Raw genomic sequence first — 19,021 nt, 5'->3', positions numbered from 1 at the left:
AAATTAGATAAGCAGTATCCCAAAAATATGAAAGGATTAGTGATGCGTTCAACGGGTTCATGGTATGAAGTTTTAGACGAAAACAAACATACTTGGAAGTGCCGTTTGAGAGGGAAATTTAAAATAAAAGGACTCAAAACCTCCAACCCGATTGCGGTGGGAGACAGGGTATTATTTGACATTGAAGACAAGGTTGAAAATACAGGAATTATTCATGATATAACGCAAAGAGAAAATTATATTATTCGTAAATCTGTTCATAAAACGGCTCACGGGCATATTTTAGCGGCAAATCTCGACCAAGCCGTGGTGATTATGACGCTCAATTATCCAAGAACTTCTTTAGGATTTTTGGATAGATTTTTGGTTTCGGCGGAGTCATTTAGAATACCGACCATTATTGTTTTTAATAAAGTTGATTTACTTTCGGAAGAAGAAAAAGAGTATCTTGTGGACTTGGCAACGATGTATGATGAAATTGGCTATCCGTCTATTTTTACCTCGGCCACTGCCAACATCGGAATTCAAGAATTTGAGGATATTTTGAAGAATAAAATCTCCTTAATTTCGGGACATTCTGGCGTAGGGAAATCTACTTTAGTCAATCAGATTTCCCCTGATTTGGATTTGAAAACTAAAGAAATCTCTACTTTTGCCAATAAAGGTGTACACACCACAACATTCTCAACCATGTTTGAAATCTCCGAGAATTCTTACATTATTGACACGCCGGGCATTAAAGAATTAGGTTTAATTGACATTGAAAAAGCAGAATTATCTCACTTTTTTCCAGAGATGCGGGTGTTATTGAACAAGTGTAAATACCATAATTGCAAGCATATTAATGAGCCTCAATGTGCTGTAATACAGTCAGTTAAGGATGGAAATATACAAGCGAGTCGTTATGCGAGTTATTTGAGTATGATGGATGATGATGATAATAGGCGGTAAAAATGTTAACTAAATTTATCTTATGCCCTACGATATAACCATGTGTGTGGGCGAAGGTTGCCCCATCAAAAAAATGTGTTATCGGCACAATGCAGAAATCGAAGGACGGCAAGATTTCTTCGGAAACTTACCTTTTGATTTCAGTACAAACTCGTGTAATTCCTTTTGGAAAGATGAATTAGTGGATGAAAAAATCCGTTTAAGAGCCTACCAAATTTGGGAATCCCAAGGACGATATTCGGGAGATTTACTAATATATTGGCAACAGGCAGAAAAAGAATTTATGGTTTAATTTTTGCTTGTTTATGTGATGCAAATATTAAGTTTTATTTTATAAAATACGTTATAACGCATGTTAAAAACCATTCTTCTTTTCATCGCTTTTTTGTTTTCACAAGGTTTAACTGCTCAAATAAAAGGCGTTAAATTTGTAAAAACCAGTCTCAAAAATGCCTTTGAAATAGCCCAAAAGCAAAATAAGCCCGTTTTTGTGGAGATTTATGCCATCGGTTGTCCTCACTGCGAAAACTTCAAAAAAACGTTTGATACCAATCCAAATGTTGGGGCATATTTCAATCAAAAATTCGTATCGTATCAAGTGGAAGTGAATTCGCCCGAAGGTCGTGAATTTCGGAAGAAGCATAATATTTATGTGCTTTCAACGCCCATGATGTCTTTTTGGGATAAGGACGAAAATTTGATGCACATTCAAGTGTCGGGCGATGAACAAAATAATGAGAAATCGCTCAAAGACATGGCAGACCGTGCCACTGACCCAACTAAAAATTCGGCTTCGTGGAAGAACTATTTTCAGCAAGGTGTTCGGGATGATAATTTCCTGATTGAGTACGGCTACAATTGCAGAATGATATGCGATACAACTGGAAATATTGAAGCCATGAATGCGTTTGCGGAAAAACAACAAAGCACAAATTTTCAAAACCCCATCAATTTTTTAGTTTTGCAAAAAGTAGTTATCGACGATGAAAACCCTCTTTTTAAACACGTAGTCAATAATTTAGATACTTATTACGCCAAATATCCTAAAAAAGATGTTGTTTCCACGGTTGAAAATACGGTGATGTACAGCCTTTATAGTAGCCGTGCGAATAGTTTCTCTTTGGAAAAAATTCAAGAAATGAAAAAGACTTTACGCAAAATTGGCATTGATAAACAATCCATTGCAGGACGTTTTTTATTACCTGAGACAAAGGTTTTATTCAATACAAATCAACCCGAAAAAGCTATTGATTTGATTGATAGTTTTTACAAAGGATTGAAAAATATTGACAAAAAAGATGGTGAATTTATTGAAAAATACGTTCGAGGATTCACCCAAGATGAAGCAGTGTTAAGTAAAATTAATTGGATATATAAAAAATAGGGATTAGAGGCTTAGGATTAGGGAATTAAGGTTTTGTTATCGAATAATCATCAGATAAATCATTAAGCTGATTATTAACTTAATAATTACTTTCGACCCTAAACTCATAACTCATAATTTATAACTCGTAACTAACCATGAAACTTTGGGGTATTGATTTAGGAGGTACAAAAATTGAATGTGCCGTTTTAGATAGTGAAAATAATTTATCAGTAATTATCAGAAAACGTGTTCCAACGGAGGCGGATAAAGGCTATCAACATATTGTTAATCAGATAGTTAAGTTGGTTAATATGGTGTCGGAAGAATTGGGGGAAAGTCCAAATAAAATTGGTTTTGCTACGCCTGGCGTTCTCGACCCTGAAACACATTTGATGAAAAACTGCAATACTGTTTGTATGAATGGAAAACCGATGAACCAAGATTTGGAAAAAGCTTTGGGTATTTCCGTAAAATTGGCCAATGATGCCAATTGTTTTGCTTTGGCAGAAACATTGATGGGTGCAGGTAAAAATTACCCCAATGCCGAATTAGTTTTTGGCGTAATCATGGGAACGGGTGTCGGTGGAGGTTTGGTTGTGCATGGTAAAGTTATTGGTGGGCATCATGGTATTGGTGGCGAATGGGGGCATAATATCCTTGAAGAAGGCGGAGAATCTTGTTATTGTGGTAAATCTGGTTGTGCCGAAAAAGTCATTTCTGGCAGTGGATTAGAACATTTTTACGAAAAAAATACAGGGATTCACCTAAAATTGAAGGAAATACTGGAAAGGTACGAAGCCAAATCTGATTCAGTAGCTGAGGCTACGATTGACCGAATGTTAGAATTTTATGGTCGTGGAATATCAACATTAATTAACGTTCTCGACCCAGATTTAATCGTGATCGGTGGAGGCGTAGGTAATATAGATTTGCTATATACCGAAGGTTACGAAAGAATTAAAAAGTATATTTTTAATGATAAAAAATTAAGTACTCCCATCGTAAAACCGCTTTTGGGTGATAGCGCAGGGGTTTTTGGCGCAGCACTTCTTTAAAATTATGAATTATGAGCTATGAATTACTTGGAACTATAAATGTCAGAATCCAGCTTTTTCATAACTCATAACTCATAACTCATAACTCATAACTCATAACTCATAACTCATAACTCATTTCCGAAACACGATTGCTTTCACAGGTTCTATGCGGGTAATGACGAAGGTTGGAATAATTAAAACCAACACGACTAAAGAAATGGTGGCGAGATTTAACAGCAAAATTACCCACCAATTCAAACTAATCGGAACGGTGTTCATGTAATAATTTGCGGCATCTAAAGGAATGATTTTATAGTATTTTTGGATGAAACAGATGCCAATCCCGAAGAGATTTCCGTAGATTAATCCCTTAAAAATCATCGAGAAACCACTCCAAAGGAATATTTTCCTGATTTGCCAATCACTGCCTCCCAAAGCCTTCAAAACCCCAATCATGGGCGTGCGTTCCAACATCAAAACCAACAAAATTGAAATCATATTAAAGCACGCTACAAACAGAATTAGGGTTAAGAAAATTACCATATTTCTATCCAACATTCCCAACCAATCAAATAATCCCATAAAAGTATCGGTGATTTTCTCCAATTTCATATCGGGTTGTAATTTATCTTGAACCACTTTGGCGGTGGCATCTAATTGATCAAAATTTTTGACGTAAATCTCATAACTTCCCACCGAATCTGCTCCCCAACCGTTGATTCGCTGAATTAAACCCAAGTCGCCGATGATGAGATTTTTATCAAATTCTTCTAAACTGGTTTCGTAAATACCCTTAATTATTAATTTTCGTGGTCGGTCGGTGGCATTCAAAAAATATATTATGGGTGAATCTCCTACTTTTAATTGCAACTTATTAGCCACAATTTTACTGATTAAAATGTCTTTTGAGTAAGTAGAATCTGAAAATTCAATTTGTTTTCCTTCGATAATATTGGGTTGAAAACGCTCAAAATCGAAGTCTTTACTGATGCCTTTCATCACCACACCCATAATATCTTGGCGAGTTTTTAAGATGCCAGCTTTTTGGATAACGGTTTGTAAATGAGCAATTTCTGAAATATTTTTGTAATTTCTAAATAAATCCGTCTGCTTGGTTATAGGATACTCTTCGTAAGATTCATTGGCAGAAAACTTAGCAACTTTTAGATGACCAGCCAAGCTAAATATTTTCTGATTAATAGCATTTTTGAACCCAAACAATACCGCAAAAGCCAAAATCATTACGGCCAAACCTACGGCGATACTGCCCACGCCAATTTTGGTAACTGTGCCAGAAAAAGAAGAAGTTTTAGTATTTTGAATACGTTGAGAAATGAAATAGGGAAAATTCATGCGGTATTTTGTAAATTTGAATAATTGTTCTGTTTCTCGACGAAGCAAAACTGATTTTAATACAAAGTACGATGATTTTGCCAAAATGATATACAACATGAATTTAACTTTTATTAAAAATATATTCATTTTTTTGAATATTTGGGTCGCAACGGCCTGTGCTGTTTCTCAAATTGATTCCTCAAAAATCCTAAAAACGGGTGCGGAACAAACCAATCTATACATTTCTGACTTAAAAGGTAAAACGGTTGCTTTGGTCGTTAACCATACTTCTACGATTGGGAAAACGCATCTGGCGGATTCTTTGCTGTCATTAGGCATAAAAATTAAGACAATTTTTGCGCCCGAACACGGATTTAGGGGTACTGCAGATGCGGGTGAACACGTGGCAAATGGCGTAGATAAAAAGACTGGCTTACCGATTGTGTCTTTATACGGAGCTAATAAAAAGCCTTCTGCGGCTCAATTGGAAGGTATTGATGTGGTAATTTTTGATATTCAAGATGTGGGAGCGAGATTTTATACCTACACTTCCACGATGCACTATGTGATGGAAGCGTGTGCGGAACAATCGAAAAAAATGTTAATTCTGGATAGACCAAATCCTAACGGTCACTATGTGGATGGACCGATTTTAGATCAAAAATTTGCATCTTTTGTAGGCTTAAATCCTGTGCCTGTGGTGCATGGCTGCACGGTCGGAGAATTGGCTCAAATGATTAATGGTGAAGGTTGGTTGAGTGGAAATTTGAAATGTAATTTACAGATTATCAAATGTTTAGGCTATAAACATTCAACGGCTTATAATCCCCCAATTGCCACTTCGCCAAATTTGCCGAATTTGCAATCCATGCTTTTGTATCCGTCTATTTGTTTTTTTGAAGGCACAGACGTGAGTGTTGGACGTGGCACGGATAAGCAATTTCAAGTAATCGGTTCCCCAAATCCTAAGAATGGCAATTTTACTTTTACGCCTGAAGATAAACCTGGGGCAAAGAATCCTCCCCAAAAAGGAAAATTATGTTACGGCGAAGATTTGTCTAAAATTGATGCTCGTAAACAAGCATTTACTTTGAAATATATCATAGATTTCTACCAAAAATCCGACAATAAACCAAAGTTTTTTAGCAGCCCATCTTTCTTTGATAAATTGGCAGGCAGTGATTCGCTTCGTAAGCAAATTGTGGCTGGTTTGACTGAAAAGCAAATTCGGGCATCTTGGAAAACAGATTTAGATACGTATAAAAATATTCGTAAAAAATATTTATTGTATGAATTATAATTTTATGTCCTTAATTTTTCCCTAAGTAATTTTGTCGATAAAATGACCATACATTAATAACACAATAATCGATTGAAACTTATAAAATTTTTTACACGAATCATACTCATAGCTTTTGTGCCATTGCTATTGATTGACGGAATAAGACGAGCCGATTTAGCTTTCGCCCCGAGGTCAAAAAATGCTTACTTGGCAGCCCTAATAGACAAAATGCACCTGTTAGATTCGGTACCATCGCCCCGTTTGATTTTGATGAGCGGGTCGAGTATGGCGTTTGGCGTAGATAGCGATTTGCTGTCAAGAGAATTAGAAATTCCCGTGGTTAATGCCTCTTTACACTACAAATTAGGCAGTCGTTTTATGATGGATGAACTCAAAACATCGCTCAAAAAAGGAGATATTGTGCTGATTACTTTAGAATATGTGGTTACTTCTGAAGGGGACTGTAATGAGAAATTAATGGCCGCTGACTTTTATCCGCCAGCGAAAGATTGGCTTCATTTTGCCTCATTTTCTGAAGAAACAAGCGCTTATGCCATTCATAGATTATCTGATTTCAAACTTTTATTAGGAGAATTTTGGTCAGGAACTCGCAATAAACCGATTGATATTAGTGATACAACTTCGGTTTTTTTTAGAAAATGTTTCGCAAAAAATGGGGATTTATTGGGGCATTTAAATAATCCACAACCCGAATTTGCGGTGCCAGAAATGACAAATGATGTAGAATTTAGTAAGCAAATTAAAGATTTGAATGATTTTGAAGCCTTTGCAAAACAGAAAGGGGTTACCGTATTTTTCACCTTCCCAAGTTACGTTGAAAGTGGATATGAGAAAAATATAGCTGTAATCAAGAAGATTGAACAACAATATCGACATAATTTGAATTTTACCATTTTAGGAAGTGCTGAAAATTCAGTAATGGATGATGAATTTTTCTACGATAGCGTTTTTCATCCAAATGTTAAAGGTCGCAAAATATTTTCTTCGAGATTAATACAATTGTTAGAACAGGAAGGAATGTAAGTAGGCAGTAAACAGCAACGCTTAACTTTATTGATCAATCAAAATTCTAAAAATACTTACCCATAAACTCATTGACCACATTGCTTAATTTTTTCATAAAAATAGCTGCGTTAATTGCTTTAATTATTTCAACGATTGGTGGAATAATTATGGTTCAGAATGATATTGAAGAAAACTATTTTGCCGCCATTGCCGACAAACATAAATACGCTCAATCTATCCAAAAACGCAAAATTATTTTGGCTGGCGGTTCAAACTTAGCCTTTGGAATTGCTTCTGATTCAATCCAAAAAAAAGTTGGTGTTCCTGTCATAAATCTTGGTTTATACGTAGGTTTTGGACTTGATTTTATGTTGCAAGAAACCCTCTCAGAGGTCAAAAAAGGCGATTTGGTAGTATTAAGTATAGAATATTATCTCACAAAACCAGGGGACGATTATTCTAAACAAATGGCTGCTTTCGCCTATTCGCCAGCGTATGCGTATGTAGGGTATGAAAATTGGTTGGATGTTTTGGAGAAAAAAGCAGCGTTTTTTGCTCGTTATACTCGTAACTTGATTTTCTTTCCAAATCGAATAAAATCGCCCCAAATTGATGATAAAATTTCGGATTATTTCAGAAAAGGATTCTCGCAAAAAGGCGATTTATTAGCGCATCTAAACAACCCGCCCATCCGTCCACTTAATGATTTGGCCGGCCTTAAAAAACTAAATTATTCCGTTGAGATTCAAGCAATTAATCAATTTATTAATGAAGTTAGGGCAAAAGGAGGGGAGGTTTATTGGTTTTATTCTTGTTATTCGCAAACGGGATACGATATGAATAAAGAGGCCTTAGAACATTACGAAAAACAAATTGAAAAAAATGTTAATTGCCTTAAAATCAATCATTTGAAAGACGGAATTTATCCAGATGATTGTTTTTATGATACGCATTTTCACCTTTTTGGAAATTGCAGAATTGAGCGTACACAAAAATTAATTGATACAATAAAAAATCATGCTTTTTAACTCCTTACAATTCTTACTCTTCTTTCCCATTGTTACGATTCTATATTTCGTACTACCTTATCGTTTCCGTTGGGCTTTGCTTTTGATAGCGAGTTGCTACTTCTACATGGTTTTTAAACCCATTTATATCCTAATTCTGGGCTTCACCATTGTCATTGACTATTTTGCGGGGATTTATATTGAGCAATCGGAAGGCAAAAAACGCAAATTATATCTTACCTTGAGCCTCATTGCCAACATTGGCGTATTAGCAATATTCAAATATTTTAATTTTCTGAACCTCAATTTTACGTGGCTTTTAGAAGGTTTTGACCTTAAAAACCCAATTCCATTTCTTCAAATATTGCTTCCGATTGGTCTTTCTTTTCATACTTTTCAGGCAATGTCATACACGATTGAAGTCTATCGTGGGAATCAAAAAGCGGAACATCATTTCGGAATTTATGCCTTGTATGTGATGTTTTATCCGCAATTAGTGGCTGGACCAATTGAACGTCCACAAAATGTAATTCATCAGTTTTATGAAAAGCATGACTTTGATTATCAGCGAGTTACGGATGGTTTGAAATTGATGGCTTGGGGAATGTTCAAGAAAGTTGTCATCGCCGATCGCCTTTCTGTGATGGTTGAAGAGGTTTATAAATATCCGTATAATTACACGGGAATTCCCTTAATTGTATCTACTGTTTTCTTTTCTATCCAAATATTTTGTGATTTTTCGGGTTATTCAGATATTGCCCTCGGTTCGGCCCAAGTGATGGGATTTAAATTGATGAAAAACTTCGACCGACCATATTTTTCCAAAACAATTTCTGAATTTTGGCGACGTTGGCATATCTCATTATCCTCTTGGTTCAGAGATTATTTATACATTTCCTTAGGGGGAAATCGGGTTTCAAAATGGCGAAGAGAATATAATCTTTTTATCGTTTTTTTGGTTTCTGGCATTTGGCACGGAGCAAGTTGGACGTTTGTAATTTGGGGTTCAATTCACGGTTTTTATCTGGTTTTCGCCAATTTAACGGTGAATTTTAGAAATAAAATTATTGAGATTATCGGTATTAAAAAGTTGCCAAACTTATACAAATTAATTCAAATTTTTACGGTTTTTTGTCTGGTTGCTTTCGCTTGGATTTTCTTTCGTGCTTCCAAGATTCAAGAAGCTACTTACATTGCCTCTCATCTGTTTACGGGTTTCGGTGAACAATTGCAACAACTTGGTAATAAGCAGTTTATCGAAAAAAATATCTTTTTAGGAAAAGGAATTACCAATTTTGCCATGGTTGCCTTTGCTATGTTTGTGATGGAAATGGTTCATTTAAAACAACGTGGAAGAAGCCTCAGAGAATTATTACATCAAAGTCCTTTATTAGTTCGTTGGGTGCTTTATTACGGAATCATTTTGGCCATTTTATTCTTGGGAATGTACGACGAACCCGCACAATTTATTTACTTTCAGTTTTAAATTGACTTTGCAATCTTTGCACCAATAGATTAATCATCCTTTTGGTTAATTCTTCTTCGTTTTCCATGAATTTTAAATATTCTTCCAACGTAAACATCCCCGTGATGATACCTTCAAGATAATGTTTGAATTTCATATCTTTCCGAACGGCTTGGTCGATGTAAACCGATTTTTCTTTTTCTGAAAATTTATTAAATGTGCCTTTCCGCTTGGTGCAGTAGGTTTTGAATACTTCGAGGAGTAAGTCATTTTGTAATTTTAAAATTGGGCGTAATACCTCGTTTTGAAATTTTTCAAAATCACTTTCTGCTTCTTTTTCAAAAGTGAGGGTTGGGCGGATGGATTGTATTGTATTCTCTCGGTTCATGTTGTTCTAACTTAATAAAGTACATTTTAGTTTTGCTAATTTCGAGCATTTGAGTGTAAATAAAAATGGCATCAAATTTCTTTGACACCATTTTTTGAATAAAATTAAAGAAAATATTATTACCAGAAATATGCGTATAAACTAATCAAGGTCACTACTACAATGGTAGCACCGATGGCAAATCCTCTGGTTGTTTTGAACATTGAAGCATCAATTTCCAAGCCTTTTTTCTCGTCAGGTAATACAAGACTTAAAACAAACATTACTGAAACACAGATTACAAAAACCCATCCCATACGGTCGAGGAATGGAACTTGTGTCCAATCTGTCCCTGGAAGCCAGTTGTTGTGCATTGAAATAGCAATTAAAAAACCACCTACAATCGCAAAAAATGCACCGGCTGAATTGGTTTTTTTCCAGAAAAAGCCCATGATGAATGCCGCAAAAATTCCTGGAGATAGAAGCCCCGTCATTTCTTGAATAAATTGAAAACCACCTTTTTTGTCAATGCCCATGAAAGGAGAAACAACGATTGCTAAAACCATCGCCACAACAATCACAACTCTTCCAACCCAAACCAATTGCTTTTCCGACATATCTTTGGCAAAATACGGTCTGAAAACATCAAGCGTGAAAATCGTTGAAATACTGTTGGCTTTTCCTGCTAAAGAAGCAACCACTGCCGCTGTAAGTGCCGCAAAAGATAGACCTTTCAAACCCGCTGGCAATAAATTTAACAATACAGGATAGGCTCTATCTTGGTTGAAAACGCCCGTTGCATCTAACATTTCTTTTTGAAACATTCCTTTCTGGTACAAAGCATAAGCCGCAATTCCGGGCAAAGTAACGATAACTGGCATTAATATTTTCAAGAAAGCTGCAAATAATAGTCCTTTACGAGCGGTATCCAAGTCTGCACCCAAGGCACGTTGCGTGATGTATTGATTACAACCCCAGTAGTTTAAATTTACAATCCACATACCACCAAATAACACCGTAAGTCCTGGCAATGACATATAATTTGAGTGGGCGTGTGCATCGGCTCCATCTCTATAAATCATGTGGAAATGGTCGTCGTGATTTTGGGTCATCATTTTGAAACCGTCCACCAAACCGCTCAATCCATCCGTTCCCGAAACCAATGTAACCGCTAAATAAGTAGCCGCTAAACCACCAATTACCAAGAAAAACACTTGAATAACGTCTGTAAAACCAATTACTTTCATTCCTCCAATAGTAATTATTACCGCAAAAACCGCTAATAATATCATACAAGTATAGAATGAAATACCCGAAATTTCGGAAACTGCTAAAGCTCCTAAATAAAGAATAGCCGTTAAATTTACCGTAATATAAAGAATCAACCAGAAAATTGCCATGATTAAACTCACCGTTTTGTTATATCGTTGGCTCAAAAACTGTGGCATGGTCGAGATTTTATTTTTCAGATAAATCGGCATGAAAAATATTGCAACTACTAATAATGTTGCTGCTGCCATCCATTCATAGGTAGAAATTCCGAGTCCCATTGAGAAACCATTACCCGACATTCCAATCATCTGCTCGGCAGAAATATTTGAGGCGATAAGTGAAGCACCAATTGCCCACCAAGTAAGAGAACCTTCCGCTAAGAAGAAATCTTGCGTGTTTGTTTCTTTTGCTTTTTTCTTATTGTAAATCCAGTAACCATAGCTTGATACGAGGATAAAATAGAAGAGAAATACTAAATAGTCAAAAGTTTGTAATCCTTGTTGTTGCATGGGGTTAATGTGTTTTAATTAGTTTTTAGGGAATAAATATGAATTATTTGATTAATTTCGACATCAAAATTACCATTTTTTTACTATTATTTCTAATAAAATGTATATTTCGATTACTTATAAATTTGAGCTGATAAAAATTTTATTTGGTTTGACCTTTATAAATTAGAATTTAATTACTGTTTTTAAGAAATTTGCGAAATATATTTCTAAATCGTTCTCCTTTACAATTTTAAACTTTTCATCTAATGTTATCAATCTTCAATATCGTGTTCTGTTTCATTGGAATTGCTGCTGGTTTTGGCATTTTTTTCGTGTATAATAATTTTACAACTAAACAGGGAACGCTCATCAAAAATGAGTCAACTGTGGTATTAGAAAAAATTGAAAAAGTCTTTAAAGTAGTTTTAGCGGAAGGGCATTTCTCAGAAATATATGACCATAGTTCTGAAAAAGAGGTTTTATTTGGATTAGCAACCATGAATAAGAAAGCCTTAATCGTGGCGAATGCCAAGGTTTTAGTAGGATTTGATTTTGCCAAAGTGAAAATTCGTTGGCAAGAAGGTACTCGCACGATGATTATTGAAGAATTTCCCGAACCCGAAATTTTAAGCACCGATTCTGATTATAAATTTTATGACATCGACCAAGGACTTTTCAATAAATTCAAGAATGAAGAATACACTGCCTTACTTGCGGATGCCAAACAGACCATGCAAACGAAGGCCATTGCCAGTGAATTACCCAAAATTGCTAAGAAACAAGCGGTGGTAATGTTGAGCCAAATGGCAGGAGCAATGGGTTGGAATATTGATTTTCAATTGCCAGCAAAAGAAGAACAGCGACTATTGAGTGAAAAGATTGGTTTTGAGAAACTATAGTGTTCTCGTAGGGGAAGAAGGTGTAACCAAGTTAATCGAAATCGTTAGGGCTATTTTAAGACTGAGTTATATAAAATTTGGCAAAAACACACGTACAGATATCAGTGAGTTTTTGCCAAATTTTAGTTTCGTCTGAAGAAGTATTTTATCAAACTATATTTTGTACAATTGTACATCTTCAATTAATTCCAACCGCCGCCCAATGCTCGGTAAGTATTCACCAAAACATTCATTTGCTTCATGCGGGTTTCAACCAATTCCATTCTTGATTCCAATACATCACGCTGCGTCAACAATACTTCCATATAATCGGCACGGGCAGATTTGAATAACTTGAGCGAAATGTCAGTCGATTGCGTAAGTGCTTGTACCTGATTATTTTTCATGTCGTACTTTCTCCCTAAGTTATCAATATTCGACAACTGATTTGACACTTCAATATAAGCATTCAGAATTGTTCGTTCATAATCATAAACCGCTTGAATCTGTTTTGAATTGGCACTTTTGTATGTGGCAATGATAGCGTTTTTATTGATAACTGGTCCAACCAAATCACCTGCTAACGATGCCATCAATGACGCTGGAAGATTGGCTAATAATAATGGATTGAAAGACCTAAAACCCAAGGCAGCTCCTAACCTCAAAGAAGGATAAAAATTAGCTTTAGTAACGGTTACATTCAATTTGGCCGCTTCCAATTTCAATTCAGCTTGTCTAATATCAGGACGATTTTCTATCAACTGCGATGGAATTCCGGTATAAACTTTATTCGGCATTAACTCATTAAATCGCTGTGAGTTTCTTTGAATATGTTGCGGAAATCTACCCACCAAGAAGTTAATACGGTTTTCAGTCTCGACAATTTTTTGCTGAATGTCGTATTGAAGACTTTGAGTTTTATAGACCTCCGCTTCAAACCTACGAACTGCCAGTTCTGTAACCTTTGCGGCATCCTTTTCTTGTCTAATGATTGAAAGGGCATTATTGAGAATCACGATATTTTTTCTAATAATATCCAATTCATTATCAAGTGCCATCAATTCATAATAAGAATTGGCAATTTCAGCAACAATGTTGGTAACCAAGAAATTTTTCCCTTCAATCGAAGATAAATAATTAGTAACTGCCACTTTACGGGCGTTACGCAGTTTATGCCAAATATCGACTTCCCAACTGGCAAATGCCCCAAAATAGGTATTTGGCAAAACATCGGGCGTTGCTGTTCCAGGTTTAATTTCAGTAGCAGCATCACTCGCACCTTGACTTGTGTATCTCGAAACTTTTTCGATACCAGCTCCTCCGCCTACATTTAGGAAAGGTAAATATTCTCCTTTTCTGGCTTGTATTTCATTTCTGGAAATCTCAATTTCCTGTAAAGTAATATTTAATTCCTGATTGTTATGTAAAGCCGTATCAATCAGACCCAACAGATTTGGGTCTGTAAAATATTCCTTCCAGATGGTTTTTGCCGTATTGGTACTGTCCTGAGCGTTGTTGAAACGCTCAGGAACCGACTTATTTTCATTTTTATTCATCAGAACCAATGATTTTGGTACACAGGCTGACATCAGTAATAATATTCCGAATATTATTGACTTATTTTTCATTCTTTTATTTTTCATTGTCTGATTGCTTAAAGTTGTCGATTGCGTGAACAAATTCTTCTGACAACGGACTTTCATCTTCATCTTTAATCATTTTTCTACCATCGGCCAAACTACCAAATATAAAATATAAGCCTGGGATAATGATAACGCCGAAGATAGTACCGAATAACATACCACCAAGCGCCGAAGAACCAATGGTACGGTTACCAATCGCTCCTGCACCAGTAGCGGTAATCAAAGGAATTAATCCTGCCACGAAAGCAAAGGAAGTCATTAAGATAGGACGGAAACGTACTCTGGCTCCCTCAATCGCTGCATTCAGAATTGTTTCTCCTTGTTGGCGTTTTTGTACGGCAAATTCCACGATTAGAACGGCATTTTTACCTAACAGACCCACCAACATGATAAGCCCAATTTGTGCATAAATGTTGTTTTCTAATCCCATCAATTTCAACAACAAAAACGAACCAAATACCCCAACGGGTAAGGATAATACTACTGCTAAAGGAATGATAAAACTTTCATACTGAGCGGCTAAAACAAAGTAAACGAATGCCAAAACAATCAAGAATACGTACAGCGCCTCATTCCCACGATTCGCTTCATCATAAGAAAGACCTTCAAATGCGATATCGTAACCTTTGGGAAGTGTTTTTGCGGAAACTTCTCGGATCGCTTGTATGGCATCAGCCGTAGTATAACCTTTTGCGGGAAGTCCCTGTATCGCCGCTGAATTGTATAAATTGAAACGGGTAATTTCATTGGGACCTTGACCTTTTTTAAGCGTCATAAATGATGAATAAGGTACCATTTCTCCTGCTTCGTTTTTAACAAAAAGCTTTAAAAGATCAGTGGGAAGTCTTCTAAAACTTGGGTCAGACTGTACATATACTTTGAAGAACTGGTTGAATTTCGTAAACCCTTGTTCGTAAGTACTACCAATCAAAATATTGAGGTTATTCATCGCCTTGCCGATAGAAACGCCTTTTTGCATCGCCAACTTATTATCAATCTCAAGTTCATATTGAGGGTAATTCGCCGCAAAAAATGTAAATAAACCCGTGAGTTCTTTACGTTTGCTCAAATTAGCCATGAACTCCTTGTTGATTTTATCAAATTCACGGTAATCCGTATCGGTTGTTTTATCTAATAATCGCATCGAAAATCCGCCCGAAGTACCAAAGCCAGGAATGGCAGGTGGTTCAAAGAATTCAACCGTAGCGCCCAAATTCCTTGTTTTTCCTTCCAATTCTTCCATGATTTCTTTTACGTTTTTGTCACGATCCGACCAAGATTTAAGGTTAATCAAACAAGTACCAGCGTTTGACCCACGTCCCTCGGTCATAATTTCGTAACCTGCCAAAGAAGATACGGATTCGATTCCCTTCACTTCTTCACAAATTTTCTGAAGTCGTCGGGAAACTTCATTGGTTTTTTCTAAGGTCGAGCCAGGAGGGGTTTGTATAATAGCATAAATTGTACTCTGATCTTCATTTGGAATAAATCCCGATGGCAGAATTTTACTTTCGTAGGCTATTCCAGCACAGAATACCAATAATATTATCAACGTAAGCGCTCTTCGATTAACAATTAATTTTAACAAATCTACGTACCATCCTGTCAATTTATCAAAACCTTGGTTGAATTTATCGAGAGATTTGGATAGAATGTTTTTCTTTTTGACTTGCCCATGATTATTTTTCAAAAGCATAGCACAAAGCACTGGCGTAAGTGTGAGGGCTATCAAAGCTGAAATCACAATAGAACTTGCCATTGTAATAGAGAATTGTCGATAGAAGGTACCCACTGGCCCGGACATAAATGAAATAGGAAGAAATACCGACACCATTACCGCCGTAATTGCGATAATCGCCCCACTAATCTCGCCAAGCACTTTTTTGGTGGCCATAAACGGTGTGAGATGTGGCTCTTCTTCCATTTTGGCATGAACCGCCTCCACGACGACAATGGCATCATCTACTACTATACCAATTGCCAAAACAAGGGCAAAAAGTGTAATTAAGTTGATGGAAAGGCCAAAAGCCTGAATAACAAAAAACGCCCCAATTAAGGATACTGGAACCGCCAGAATCGGGATTAAGGTAGAACGCCAATCGCCAAGGAAAATAAAAACAACCAAAGCTACCAGAATAAATGCGTCCCTCAGCGTATCAATTACTTGCTCAATAGACGCATCCAAAAATTTCGATACATCATAACTGATTTTATAATCCACTCCCGGAGGAAAAGACTTTTTCATGATATCGAGTTTCTCTTTTACTTGCGCAATTACTTCATTGGCATTACTACCATAGTTTTGTCTCAATACAATAGCGGCCGAAGCTTTACCATCAAGATTTGAATAAATATCAAAGAATTCACTTCCCAACTCTACTTTGGCAACATCCTTTAAATGAATGCTTTCACCTTGGGCGTTGGCTCTGATAATAATATCTTCGTATTCTTTCGGATCGCTATACCTTCCTTTGTAGGTAAGTACATATTCAAGTGATTGGGCAGCAATTCCAGAACTTTGTCCAATCCGACCGGGGCGACCAATAATACTTTGCTCGCCAATGGCTTTCATCACTTCCTCCGTAGAAATACTATACGCACGCATACGCTCTGGGTTTAGCCAAACACGCATCGCATATCTCCGACTCCCCAATATTTGCGCTCTGGCAACCCCTTTGGTTCGCTGTAGCTCAGGAATCATTTTAACGGTTGCGTAGTTAAACAAAAACTTTTCATCAATGCTTTTTTCCTTGGAATAAAGATTGACATACATGAGCATACTTGGTTGAACAGGTGAAATGATAACTCCTTCACGCTGAACTAATTCAGGTAAGAGTGGCATAACCTGATCCACCCTTGTTTTTACCCTGATAACGGCAATATTTGGATCAGTCCCAGGTTCAAAAATAATCCTAAGCGTGGCCTCACCAGCACTGGTTGCATCAGTAGCAATATATCGCATATCCTGAACGCCGTTGATGGCCTGTTCCAAGGTAATCAGGGTTGATTTGACCAATACATCAGCACTGGCTCCAGGATAGGCTATAAATATATTAACTGTTGTTGGGGCAATATCAGGGAATTGTGAAGTAGGCAATTTCTTGATTGCCAACAAACCGACAAACACAATCATGATTGATATCACAATGGCGAATACTGGTCTTCGTATGAATTGATTAAACATATCTTTTATTATTTAGATGAAATAAATAGCTATTCGGCATACAAACTTAAATGTGATATAACAGAATCAGGTTGTAAGAATTTGTACTGAATTTTTTGGTTTTCACTCACCTGACGTAAACCTTCCAACAGGATTTTGTCACCCTCTTTTAGACCACTCTGAACGGCAAATATGTTGGGAAGTTCGGCAGCTATCTTAATTTCTCTCGACCGAATCACATTGTTTTTATCTACCACATAGACATATTTCTTTTCCAGTACCTCGAAAGTAGCTTTTTGTGGAATTAATAATGCCGAGTTTAGGGGTTGTGTAATGATGATACTCCCCGTTTCTCCATGTCTCAAAAGTCCTTCTGGATTAGGGAAAGTTGCTCGGAAAGCAATATTTCCAGTTTCGTTATTAAAATCTGCCTCAACAGTTTGAACAATACCGGGAAACTTAAACATCTGATTATTAGCCATCAAAAGTTTTACGTTCAACATATCTTCTTTATTCTGATGGGTTTTAATGTTCAGATATTCGGCTTCTGGAACGTTGAAATAAACCCACATTTTGCTATTATCCGACATCGTTGTCAGTAAGTCACCTTCGTTAACAAGACTGCCAAGCCTTACCTGAAAATGATCCATAATCCCGCTAAAGGGAGCTTTTATGGACGTAAAACCTAAATGAACTTGCGCAATTGCCATTTCGGCTTTTGCTTTATTCAATTTTGCTTTGGCCAAAGCCAATTCATTTTTTGAAACAATATTGCTATCGGCGAGGGATTTCGTGTTGAGATATTCTCTTTCAGCGAAGTTGGCTTCTGCTTCAGCTTTGTTGAATTCTGCATTGTACATAGCGGGCATAATTTGAAACATTAATTGCCCTTGTTTTACGTACTTTCCTTCATCCACATAAATCTTCTCCAAATAGCCTTTTTCTAAAGCTCTCAATTCGATGTGCTGAATCGCCCGAATTTGACAAACATAATTAGCTAAAACCACCGTGTCTTTCTTTAAAGGACTGGTAACAAGGAAGGTAACTTGTTCTTGTTTTTCTTCCTTTTTTGATTCACAACTGGCAAGGCACAACAAAGCACCAACACCCGCAAGGATGAGATTTTTTTTCATGATCATTTTCTTTGTAATGAAGTGTTCGGTAGAATTAGACACAACAAGACTGAAAGCCGTTGTTAATAGCCAATTACACTTTACAATTTTAAATAAAATTTGTTGGGAGATGATTAGGGCAAAGATTAATTGCCGCTAATAGTACACCTGTTTAAACAGGTGCAATGTCAAATCATATTCTGAATACTTGGAATACAATGAATAACTTATGGTAGGAGAAATGAGATAAATGCTTACTGAAATGTAAGACTTTAATATTACTGAGAAAGAAAAATTTGTTGTACCAACTGTAAAAAAGCGCAGAAGAAATATGAGCATTCTCTACATTCTTTTTTTGTGATATGATACTACCTTTTCTATCTTCTTCAATTTTTTCATCGTAATCAAAAAGTATATTTTCGCTACCATCGGATAAAGTAGATGAGAAAGCAACATTAAAATAACGTTGGAGATTACCAATATTGTCATCAGGGGAAGCATGATGTTTTTCTATTGGATGATGAGAAGCACATTGTCTGTACACATTAGCATCGAGTTGACCGCTAAAGTTCAACACGAGAATGCATAGAGTAATCAGATATTTGATGTGTGCTTTTATCATTGAA

Annotated in this window: 15 protein-coding genes; 9 read left to right on the top strand and 6 right to left on the bottom strand. The window is 36.4% G+C overall.

The window, feature by feature from the left end; all coding sequences use genetic code 11:
• Nucleotides 1-27 precede the first annotated feature (27 nt).
• The 4 genes from rsgA to AC1W31_RS07915 all read left to right on the top strand — a co-directional run bounded on the left by rsgA (nucleotide 28) and on the right by AC1W31_RS07915 (nucleotide 3,372).
• A complete protein-coding gene (gene rsgA, locus AC1W31_RS07930) occupies nucleotides 28-951 on the top strand; it encodes a ribosome small subunit-dependent GTPase A (RefSeq protein WP_481733887.1) in 924 nt (307 codons plus the stop codon).
• 22 nt (nucleotides 952-973) lie between these two features.
• Complete coding sequence (locus tag AC1W31_RS07925) at nucleotides 974-1,243, top strand: DUF2934 domain-containing protein (protein ID WP_481733886.1); 270 nt, start codon at nucleotides 974-976, stop codon at nucleotides 1,241-1,243.
• A 60-nt stretch (nucleotides 1,244-1,303) separates the two neighbouring features.
• Nucleotides 1,304-2,335, top strand: coding sequence for a thioredoxin family protein (locus AC1W31_RS07920; RefSeq protein ID WP_481733885.1), 1,032 nt, complete (start codon nucleotides 1,304-1,306; stop codon nucleotides 2,333-2,335).
• A gap of 137 nt (nucleotides 2,336-2,472) precedes the next feature.
• Nucleotides 2,473-3,372, top strand: a complete 900-nt coding sequence (locus AC1W31_RS07915; protein WP_481733884.1) for an ROK family protein — start codon at nucleotides 2,473-2,475, stop codon at nucleotides 3,370-3,372.
• 114 nt (nucleotides 3,373-3,486) lie between these two features.
• Here the strand turns inward: AC1W31_RS07915 and AC1W31_RS07910 are convergent, their stop codons facing one another.
• Nucleotides 3,487-4,836: an ABC transporter permease gene (locus AC1W31_RS07910; protein WP_481733883.1), complete on the bottom strand. Its 1,350-nt coding sequence runs from the start codon at nucleotides 4,834-4,836 to the stop codon at nucleotides 3,487-3,489.
• 4 nt (nucleotides 4,837-4,840) lie between these two features.
• Here AC1W31_RS07910 and AC1W31_RS07905 point away from each other — a divergent pair, with 4 nt between their 5' ends.
• The 4 genes from AC1W31_RS07905 (at nucleotide 4,841) to AC1W31_RS07890 (ending at nucleotide 9,490) form a co-directional block, all read left to right on the top strand.
• Complete coding sequence (locus tag AC1W31_RS07905) at nucleotides 4,841-5,989, top strand: exo-beta-N-acetylmuramidase NamZ family protein (RefSeq protein WP_481733882.1); 1,149 nt, start codon at nucleotides 4,841-4,843, stop codon at nucleotides 5,987-5,989.
• Nucleotides 5,990-6,061: 72 nt separating this feature from the next.
• Nucleotides 6,062-7,015, top strand: coding sequence for a hypothetical protein (locus tag AC1W31_RS07900; protein WP_481733881.1), 954 nt, complete (start codon nucleotides 6,062-6,064; stop codon nucleotides 7,013-7,015).
• A 71-nt stretch (nucleotides 7,016-7,086) separates the two neighbouring features.
• Nucleotides 7,087-8,025, top strand: a complete 939-nt coding sequence (locus AC1W31_RS07895; protein ID WP_481733880.1) for a hypothetical protein — start codon at nucleotides 7,087-7,089, stop codon at nucleotides 8,023-8,025.
• A complete protein-coding gene (locus AC1W31_RS07890; RefSeq protein ID WP_481733879.1) occupies nucleotides 8,015-9,490 on the top strand; it encodes an MBOAT family O-acyltransferase in 1,476 nt (491 codons plus the stop codon). Before AC1W31_RS07895 ends, AC1W31_RS07890 begins: the two co-directional genes overlap by 11 nt.
• Here AC1W31_RS07890 and AC1W31_RS07885 read toward each other — a convergent pair.
• Entirely contained in the window at nucleotides 9,471-9,857 is a 387-nt protein-coding gene (locus tag AC1W31_RS07885; RefSeq protein WP_481733878.1) for a glyoxalase, read from the bottom strand. The genes AC1W31_RS07890 and AC1W31_RS07885 overlap by 20 nt on opposite strands.
• 119 nt (nucleotides 9,858-9,976) lie before the next feature.
• Nucleotides 9,977-11,617, bottom strand: a complete 1,641-nt coding sequence (locus AC1W31_RS07880) for a sodium:solute symporter family transporter (RefSeq protein WP_481733877.1) — start codon at nucleotides 11,615-11,617, stop codon at nucleotides 9,977-9,979.
• Between the two features lie 248 nt (nucleotides 11,618-11,865).
• Here AC1W31_RS07880 and AC1W31_RS07875 point away from each other — a divergent pair, with 248 nt between their 5' ends.
• A complete protein-coding gene (locus tag AC1W31_RS07875; RefSeq protein WP_481733876.1) occupies nucleotides 11,866-12,498 on the top strand; it encodes a DUF4230 domain-containing protein in 633 nt (210 codons plus the stop codon).
• A gap of 182 nt (nucleotides 12,499-12,680) precedes the next feature.
• Here the strand turns inward: AC1W31_RS07875 and AC1W31_RS07870 are convergent, their stop codons facing one another.
• Genes AC1W31_RS07870 through AC1W31_RS07860 form a run of 3 tightly spaced genes read right to left on the bottom strand, consistent with a single transcriptional unit; the run spans nucleotide 12,681 to nucleotide 18,416 of the window.
• Nucleotides 12,681-14,120, bottom strand: a complete 1,440-nt coding sequence (locus tag AC1W31_RS07870; protein WP_481733875.1) for a TolC family protein — start codon at nucleotides 14,118-14,120, stop codon at nucleotides 12,681-12,683.
• Complete coding sequence (locus tag AC1W31_RS07865; RefSeq protein ID WP_481733874.1) at nucleotides 14,110-17,304, bottom strand: efflux RND transporter permease subunit; 3,195 nt, start codon at nucleotides 17,302-17,304, stop codon at nucleotides 14,110-14,112. Before AC1W31_RS07865 ends, AC1W31_RS07870 begins: the two co-directional genes overlap by 11 nt.
• 29 nt (nucleotides 17,305-17,333) lie before the next feature.
• Nucleotides 17,334-18,416 (bottom strand): efflux RND transporter periplasmic adaptor subunit, encoded by a 1,083-nt coding sequence (locus AC1W31_RS07860; protein ID WP_481733873.1) that lies wholly within the window; start codon nucleotides 18,414-18,416, stop codon nucleotides 17,334-17,336.
• Between the last annotated feature and the right edge of the window lie 605 nt (nucleotides 18,417-19,021).

It is taken from the genome of Arcicella sp., from assembly GCF_964672035.1.
The sequence above is the reverse complement of the archived record's forward strand: the minus strand, read 5'-3'. Positions and strand labels throughout refer to the sequence as shown.